Annotated in this window: 6 protein-coding genes; 3 read left to right on the forward strand and 3 right to left on the reverse strand. The window is 45.5% G+C overall.

What is annotated here, in order from left to right; translation table 11 throughout:
- Window positions 1-207 precede the first annotated feature (207 nt).
- Both AC4II3_RS29005 and AC4II3_RS29010 read left to right on the forward strand, forming a co-directional pair.
- On the forward strand, window positions 208-1,026 hold the full coding sequence (locus AC4II3_RS29005) for a uroporphyrinogen-III synthase (protein WP_488016779.1): 819 nt from the start codon (window positions 208-210) through the stop codon (window positions 1,024-1,026).
- A gap of 129 nt (window positions 1,027-1,155) precedes the next feature.
- Complete coding sequence (locus AC4II3_RS29010; RefSeq protein WP_424096701.1) at window positions 1,156-1,638, forward strand: VOC family protein; 483 nt, start codon at window positions 1,156-1,158, stop codon at window positions 1,636-1,638.
- Window positions 1,639-2,004: 366 nt separating this feature from the next.
- On the opposite strand, the gene AC4II3_RS29015 is transcribed toward AC4II3_RS29010, so the two are convergent.
- The 3 genes from AC4II3_RS29015 to AC4II3_RS29025 form a co-directional block, all read right to left on the reverse strand.
- Complete coding sequence (locus tag AC4II3_RS29015; protein WP_488016913.1) at window positions 2,005-5,226, reverse strand: efflux RND transporter permease subunit; 3,222 nt, start codon at window positions 5,224-5,226, stop codon at window positions 2,005-2,007.
- Between the two features lie 3 nt (window positions 5,227-5,229).
- Entirely contained in the window at window positions 5,230-5,373 is a 144-nt protein-coding gene (locus tag AC4II3_RS29020; RefSeq protein ID WP_488029749.1) for a hypothetical protein, read from the reverse strand.
- 201 nt (window positions 5,374-5,574) lie between these two features.
- A complete protein-coding gene (locus AC4II3_RS29025) occupies window positions 5,575-7,164 on the reverse strand; it encodes an efflux RND transporter periplasmic adaptor subunit (protein WP_488029748.1) in 1,590 nt (529 codons plus the stop codon).
- A gap of 569 nt (window positions 7,165-7,733) precedes the next feature.
- On the opposite strand from AC4II3_RS29025, the gene AC4II3_RS29030 reads away from it, so the two are divergent.
- Window positions 7,734-8,627, forward strand: coding sequence for a phosphodiester glycosidase family protein (locus AC4II3_RS29030; protein WP_488017081.1), 894 nt, complete (start codon window positions 7,734-7,736; stop codon window positions 8,625-8,627).
- Window positions 8,628-8,684: the final 57 nt, after the last annotated feature.

Genomic DNA, 8,684 nt, shown 5'->3' on the forward strand with positions numbered 1-8,684 from the left:
AGGCAAGAGGAACCCACCCCTAACCCCTCCCAGGAGGGGAAGGCAAGAGGCAATATTTAATTAAGTATATAAGAATTTTTGGTATTCAAAAAAAATGTAATTTTTTTAATGATATAGATAACAGTAAAAACTCCTTGTATCTCTTGACTACTGTTCCCTGTTCCCTGTTCCCTGTTCCCTGTCTTGATATAGATTTACACTAAAAAGATGCACCCTCTATCTCCCTCCAATCAACTCCCTCTCTATGGCAAAAGAATCATTGTAACAGCACCGATAAACTATAGCTCTCGGTTATCTCAACAAATCATTAACCAGGGTGGACTTCCCATAGTGATGCCAACTATTGAAACCTGTTTGTTGGAAAATTCTCCTGAATTAGATGCTGCTCTCAGGCAAATTCATGAATTTGATTGGATTGCCTTTACTAGTCGCAACGGAATAGACGCTTTTTTTGACCGCATGGCATCCTTGGGTATTTCTACATCTGTGTTGGAAAATTGCCAACTCTCTGGGATTGGAAAAGATGCCGAACGATTGTCGGATTTTGGAGTAACAGCTGATTTAGTTCCGGCTGAAGCTAGCCCAACCGGAATTGTTACTGAATTGTCTAACTATCCAACTATTAATCAGAAAACTATATTAGTTCCTATTCCAAAGGTGGTCGGGATACCTGAACCTAATGTCATTCCCAATTTTATTTCCGGTTTACAGGAATTGGGCATGAAAGTCACTCCGGTATTGACCTATCAAACTCGAATTTTGGATAAAACTATCTATGATGTAGAATTAAATCTAATTCGTCAAGGCAAGATAGATGTAATTGCTTTTAGTAGCACCGCAGAAGTGACCGCTTTTTTGAGAATGGTTAACTCCCCAGAGGATTATAACCATTGTGTGATTGCTTGCTTTGGTCCCTATACCGCTGCTAATACTGAAAACTTGGGATTAACTGTTTCTATTGTATCCGAAAGTTACAGCTCCTTTGAAGGATTTGCGAATGCGATCGCAAACTTTTTTGATAGCTAACTTTCAGCTATAGGAATCCTAAATAAATTGTGATAATTGTTGATGCCATATTCCCGATTCCCGATTCCCGATTCCCGATTCCCGATTCCCTTTGCTATATAATTAGCTAACGTAGAATTAGGTGGGTGAATGGAAACCAATCAGCCCTCAGTCAACCCCAATACCCCTAATCTAGATGCGCTTCACATCAAGCGCCCCTGCTTGGTGGTTGCTGATCTTGAACGAGCATTCACCATTTACCGAGATATCCTAGGATTTAAGCTGGACTATCTAGCTGAAGCATCCCCAGACTCTTACCTATACCCAGTGTTTCAGTTTCCCAAAACTGCTCAGCTCAAATTTGCATCACTCAGTACAGAAGACGAACCTAGAGCCCTGGCCCTGACCGAAGTCAAAGGAATTGAATTACCCACCCCTACTACTCCCTATCCTCTAGCCCTGGTAGTCAGAGTAAAAGACCTGACCCTAACCATTCAGAAAATCCGTGAACTGGGACTTGACACCATTGAGCCCAATTACTTTACTAGACCACCAAACCTCAATTTCACTGAACAAGCATTCTGCGATTACGACGGTCATCGGATTATGCTGTATGATGTCAAATCCGGTTGATTACTTTAGTAAAGGGAACAGGGAATAGGGAGTAGGGAGTAGGGAGTAGGGAACAGAGAGTAGGGAACAGAGAGTAGGGCTCAAAAATATGTCTTAATTTTTACTTTGATTGCTACTTTTAGTAAAGGTTGTTCGTAAATTAAAAATTTCAACTTGAAAGTTGAAATAACAAATAACAACTAACAAAAAGATATTTTCCTTTGAAGAAGTTATATTATATCAGGATAATTCCCCTGTCTTGATGCAGTCGCTCATGGGGGAAACCCCCAAGACCGCGCTGCATCGCTTAATAAAAATCTCCCCATCTCCCCATCTCCCCACACTCCCCACCCTCCCCTTCATTATGGGTTTCCACCGGACTTGATATCACGAATCCTGAGGCTTATGATTAGGCGTCAACTGCAAATACAGACCAGGCACAATCAGAAATGCAATTAAGGTAGACGACATCAAGCCAAAAATAATTGCCATACACAACGGAAACCAATTCGCTTCACTAAAGGCCAGGGGCAATAGACCAATGATCGTCGTAGCACTAGTTGTCAGGATTGGTCGTAAGCGATCGCATGACCCCCAAGCAGCGGCATAACGTAAATCCATCCCTTGCTCCCGACGAGCATTCATCCGGTCTACCATAAAAATGGCATCATTGACCACAATTCCAGTCAGAGAAATCACCCCAATCATGGCTGGGAAAGAGAAAGGAATGTTTAACAAAAAGAAGCCAATAAACATTCCAATCAAAGCCAAAGGAACAGTCAGCATAATGATCAAAGGCTGGGTGTAGGAACCAAACTGCAAAACCAATAGGGCAAACACTAGGAAGATAGCAACCACCAGCATGGCTCCAGCAGAACCAAAGGTTTCCCCACTAGTTTCCGCATCCCCACCAAACTTGTAATCATAGCCCCGGGGCCAGCTTTGTCGCATCTCATCCAGCTTCGGTGTCAATTGCCCTAGAATTTCGCTATCGTATACCCCAATCCCCGGAATATTCTTTGCTAAAACCGTAACCGTGCGTTGGGTGTCTCGGTGGGTAATCGCTAGAGGTACCATACCTTCTACTGGTTCCAGGATTGAATCAGAAGAGATCACTTCCCCATCTGGAGTGATAAAGCGGATGGTAGCAAATTCATCAGAACGGGAAGGACCACCAATTGCTCCAGCTTGGGAAGGCCAAGCTGAACTGAGGCGAATTTCAATGTCCTCTTCTCCACTACCGATGGGAAAATCCCCGATTTTGTTATCAATCATCTGATAGCGTCCCTGCCAAGCCAAATCCTCTTGACTCAAGCCATAGAAATTCATCGCTTCTCGGCGTGGCACTAGTTTATAGTCTGCCCGCAGGTTGCCCAAATCATCTCGAACATCCATAGTTCCAGGAATTTCCCGCAAGGCTTGCTGGACTTGGGCGGAAATCTCCCGCAGCTGATCGAGGTCATCACCACTAATTTCCACCTGAATCGGGTCTTCCGAGCCACCAGAGCGCTGATATTGCACCGCTAGGGTAGCGCCAGGGTAGTTTTCCAGAACTTGATCCAGTTCCCGTCGCAATCGGGGAACATAGATAAAGGAATCTTCCTGACGCTGTTTTCTAGGAACGAAAATTCCTGAGAAACCGACGAAATAGTCAGCATTTCCAGGTTTAAGTTCTCCAGAACTAACTAAATTACTACGGCTACCCACAAATGTGATCACACTCTCAAATACTTGTGTTCCATCTGGGTCGCTATAATTACGCAAAATGTCACCCAGTTTATCCGCCACTTCCTGAGACCGTTCCAGAGTAGCAGTCGGAGCAAGTTCCACATTCACACTGAGTTTGCGTCCATCATTATTGGGAAACAAATTCAAAGACAACTGGGATGCCAGCACTAGACTAAAGACAAACAGACCAACTGCACCTAAAGTCCACAACCGAGCTACCGTGCGATTTTTCAAGGTAACCTGTAAACTCCAGTGGGCAAATTTCTCAGTAGCCATCTCAGTCAGTCGGTCAATAAATGTTGCCTCCGTCTTCCCCTTCTTATTGCTCAAAAGAAACTTAGACAGAGGGATATCGACCAACAGCGAGACCATATAGCTCAGGACTAGACAGGTAATGGCACTGATGGGAATCAGGCGGATAAACTTTCCCATAGTACCCGCGATCGCCATCAACGGTGCCATCGCAAGAATGGTAGTTAACTGACCAGCAAAAGCAGGAACAGCATTACTTCTCACCGTTTCCAGAGCAGTCTGATTAAAGCTCAACCCCTTAACAAAAATCCCCTCATGCATCCCTTCCATCATGACGATGAACACATCCACCATCAAACCGAGGGCAAGAATCATACCCACTAGCACCATAGTATTGAGAGTCTGTCCTCCCAACCAAAGCAAGAGTATGGTTCCGAGAAAGGTCAGGGGAATCGAAAGACCGCAAATCAGAGCTTCCTTCCAGGTCAGGGAAATTAGCAGGATCAAAAACACACAAATCGAGGCTTGGATCACATTACTGCCTAGATTCACCAAGTCATCATTGATATAATCCCCATCATTATTAATCACCCTATACTCCATGCCATAGGGCCAGACATTGGGATTTTGGCGAGCGTCATCAATAGCAGCCAGAGCGTCATTAATTACCTGAATCGAGTCTTGTCCAGCTACCTTGACTACATCCACGTTGATGGTAGGAATAAACTCCTCACCCTGCCAACTGAGGAAAGCACGATTCTGTTCCCGTTCCAAATCCCGACGAACCTCTGCTACTTCCTCCAGCCGCACCACCCGATTCTCATTCAGTCGTGCTACTGGCAAACTCCTCAAGTCTTCCAGAGTGCGAAAGCGACCGTACAGACGTACTTGAGAACCAATATCATTATCTCGTACCAAGTCCCAAGACATATCCATATTGCCACCTGTGATGGCATCCCGGACTTTAGTATAGGAAATACCCAAAGAAATCAAGCGGCTAGGGATAAGCTGGACACTAATAATCTCTTCCCGCCGACCAGTCAGATTCACTTCCCGAACATTGTTGACCTTTTCCAGGATATTCTGTAAATCCTCTGCCGCTTTACTCAAAACCGCTTGATTGATCTCCTTACCATAGAGGGCAACTGTCAGAACAGGAGCATCTTGCTGAGAAATTTGTTCAAACTCTGTTTGCTCTCTCCCCTCCGATTCTGGCGGCATTTCTGGCTCGGCATCATCCACTTTCCCTCGCAGTTTCTGAATCGATTCAGACACCGGAGCCTCAGCACGAAACTCCACATTAATTAAAGAAAAGGAATTAAACGAACCACTTTTAATATTCTTAATACCCTGGAGAGTTTTAATTTCATCCTCCAGTTTGTCAGTGACTCTGTTTTCAATAGTTTCAGCATCTGTACCAGGCCATGGCGTAGTAATCATTGCGTTGGCAATTTTGATATCTGGGTCAGATTCTTTAACCATCGAAAAGTAGCCCATTATCCCTCCCATCACTAGGAGAAAGCTCAGAAGAATAGCCAAAATCTGTCGGGTAAACAAAAATTGGACTAAGGAGGAGGGAGGGGGGCTTTCCACCTCCGGTATAGTTTCGGGTTTTTCTTTAGTTTGCATTGTTTAGGAAAGGGAATAGGGAGTAGGGAGTAGGGAGTAGGGAGTAGGGTGTAGGGTGTAGGGTGTAGGGTGTAGGGTGTAGGGAATAGGCAATAGGCAATAGGCAATAGGCAATAGGCAATAGGGAAAAAATCCTGTGTACCTCATTACTATGAGAAAAGCTATTATTTTTTCAGATAACCTACCGTACGGGAACGCCAAGGGCTAACAACAGACCAACAGACCAACAGACCAACCTTGGCCTTTGGCCACGCTACGCGAACAACCTGCCAACCTTCAACCTTCAACCTTCAACCTGCCAACCTTCAACCTGCCAACCTGCCAACCGACCAACCTATTGACAACTAATTACTGAGCAGATTCAACAATCTTGATTGGTGAGCCATTAACCAAGCGATTTTTGCCTTCAGTAACCACTAACTCACCTGGATAAACACCATCTTTGATTTCTTGGCCAGCCAGTCCTTGGATGCCTAGCTTGACTTCGCGGGCAACGGCGGTATTGTTGCTTTCGTTGACAACAAAGGCATAAGCTTTGCGATCGCGAAACACTAAACTGCCTCGGGGAACCACTACAGCTTGGGGATTTTGATCGACTACTATCCAAGCTGCAACCCTAGCTCCAACCCGTAGGCTTTCTACACCCTGAGTAACTCGGATCCTGACTTTGGTACCGCGATCGCCAGGATTAACAGCGGGGTTAACTGCAAAAACTCTACCTTGAGCACTAGCTAGCTTTACTAAATTCTCCTGGGTTAGACCAGTCACTGAAGCGGTACTGAGGTTTTCTTCCAGGACAATGTAAGCCAGGACATTGGGGCGAACTTTAGCCCCATCAAAGGCCGGGAGTTCTAGTTCAACTTCTAATTCCCTAGGGTCAATTACGATAATCGGCACTGTTTCAACAATGCTCTGAAGATCAGCGCTAGGCTGAAACCGTTGAGGACTCCAAAACTGTCCCTCCCTGATGTTAAGATAAGCGACTATCCCATCAAACGGTGCTCTTAATACCGTGTCTTCGAGGATAACATTACTCTTTTTAAGCTGGGCTTTAGCTGAGCTAACCGCAGATTCAGCGGTGTCTACCTGAGCCTGAGCCGCAATCAAATCACCTCGCGCTGCCTCTAAACTGGCTTGGGCGGCACGAATCTGACTCTGGGCTGATACAATTCCAGCCTCCGCTGCTTCAACCGCTGCTTCCGCATCCTGGAATTGGGTGACTGCCCGGTCGCGATCGCTTGCAGAAACCACCCCCTGTTGCCACAGTCTTTGGTACCGTTTCATCTCAATTTCCGCCAAATTCCGAGCTGCGATCGCCTTTTTCATGTCTGCCTTAGCCTGAGCCAGACTTGCCATAGCTCTGGCTTGATTCGCTTGCTCAGCCCGCACCGATGCCTGAGACTGTTGCAAACTAGCCATGGCTGTGATTACCCCTTTGGTAGCTTCCACCTCCCCTGCTGCCGCCACCGTTACATCAGACGCTAACTTACGCTGGTCTACTCTTGCCAGCAGTTCACCCTGTCGTACAAAATCTCCCTCCCGCAATGGTCTACCATTAATCTTTTTGATGTACTCAACTTCCCCCTCCACCTCAAAAGTCAAATGCTGGAACCGGACAGGATCTACATTTCCATAACTAAATACCCAAGCTTCAATCGGTTGTGATTGCGCTCGGATAACTCGCACCGGTAGCCTTGCCTCAACAGTAGTTTCAATTTCCTCTAGGCTATCTTTCCTGGCGACAGAGGTGAATACCTTTGAAGCAACGTAACCCATAACGAGCAACATCACCAAGAATAGGAATGGCCACAGACCTTTTTTGGGTCGAGTAGTTTTAGGTAATTTAGTAACCTTTTCCTGCTGTTCCTCATGGAGTTGATCAGCTACGACCAGAGCTTGTTGGTCATTACTTTCTGGCTTAGTCTCTTTAGTTTTCATAAGTTACCGTTAGATAGCTCTGCTGGAATTTTCCTACAAGCAGCATAGGAATTATCAGGTTTACGGTGCGGTTACTGGATCAACTCCTGTGTTATTTGTTACGTTTATCTGATTTGATCCACCCTGGCGTGATGAGCCGCCTATAGGTAATACAAGTAAACGACTATGGCACATAACCATTGACAAAATTCCCATGGCCTTTGTTGACGCTTGCCTTACATATGTAAAGGAACGTTGCAAGTTGCTTGAGGACTAGTGATAGTCATGTAGTCTATCACCTGATTGGCACCCATGATACGTGTTAAACGCAACTGTGATTTGAATAGTTTAATGGTACCGAGAAATTGTCGTTTCCGAATAAAGTCAGTCACTTCGTGGGAAATCTTGCCAACACTTACCTAAAAATAGGGATCCGTGTAGGAATTGTGATAATTTTTGATGCTATATTTTCTACGCTGCGCGTTCACCCTTAGGTTTGAAAAAGCGCGGGTTCGCACCGCTCCCTACTCCCTACTCCCTACTCCCTACTCCCTGTTCCCTTTGCTATAGTTAGTTGGTTTTAAAAGAACGTGAGAAAAATCCTTGGGCTGAGCTTAATTGCCATTGGTTTAGCGGTTGCGTGGTTATCTATCCAGGATCACCAGCCACCCGATGCCCTTTCTTCAGATGTTTCGCCACCCCAGAAACAGATCAAATACCAATCCCATACTCTAGACTTTAGTGTGGTTCATACCTTATTAATTCCAGCTGAAAGTGGATTTTCCGTTACTCCCGCCATATCGGAACAGTTAATCACCTTAGAAGATTTAGCCCAAAAGCACCAAGCTGTAGCTGCCATCAACGGCGGTTTTTTTGACCCAAAAAATCAGAAGACCACCTCGATTGTAATCAAGCAAGGGCAACTAGTAGCAGATCCCCGTGACAACCAGGGGCTGATCCAAAATCCCAACTTACAGCCCTACATGGATAAAATTCTCAATCGATCAGAATTTCGGCGATACCTTTGTGGGTCAACAGTCCGCTATGATATTACTCTACACAGTGAACCCACCCCCCCCGGTTGTCAATTATTAGATGCCCTAGGCAGTGGTCCGTTGCTGGTTCCACAAATCACATCAGTCACCGAAGGTTTTGTAGCTGTAGAAAATGGGAAAGTCATACGAGATGCCCTAGGGAGCAGCCGACCCAATGCTAGAAGTGCAGTCGGTATTACTCCTGATGGCAGCATCTTGTTAGTAATGGTCGCTCAAAAACCAGAAGCTCCCAGAAATTCCGGTATGTCCTTCAGAGCCCTAGCTACCTTCCTGAAAATTGCCGGAGTTGAAAAAGCCATGAATCTAGATGGAGGAAGCTCCTCCGCTCTTTATTATAACGGCAAAACTGTTTATGGCAGAGTGGACAAAAACGGAAATCGAATCAAACGAAAAATTAAATCGATTCTAATGGTTAACCAAGACCCGTGACTAGTAGGGAGTAGGGAGTAGGGAGTAGGGAGTAGGGAGTAGGGAGTAGGGAGTAGG

The sequence above is a fragment of the Moorena sp. genome (genome assembly GCF_982860115.1).

Bases quoted from the DNA above. Each gene is read 5' to 3' on its own strand.
- AC4II3_RS29005 (WP_488016779.1), top strand. From the start codon at position 208: ATGCACCCTCTATCTCCCTCCAATCAACTCCCTCTCTATGGCAAAAGA.
- AC4II3_RS29010 (WP_424096701.1), top strand. From the start codon at position 1,156: ATGGAAACCAATCAGCCCTCAGTCAACCCCAATACCCCTAATCTAGAT.
- AC4II3_RS29015 (WP_488016913.1), bottom strand. From the start codon at position 5,226: ATGCAAACTAAAGAAAAACCCGAAACTATACCGGAGGTGGAAAGCCCC.
- AC4II3_RS29020 (WP_488029749.1), bottom strand. From the start codon at position 5,373: ATGAGGTACACAGGATTTTTTCCCTATTGCCTATTGCCTATTGCCTAT.
- AC4II3_RS29025 (WP_488029748.1), bottom strand. From the start codon at position 7,164: ATGAAAACTAAAGAGACTAAGCCAGAAAGTAATGACCAACAAGCTCTG.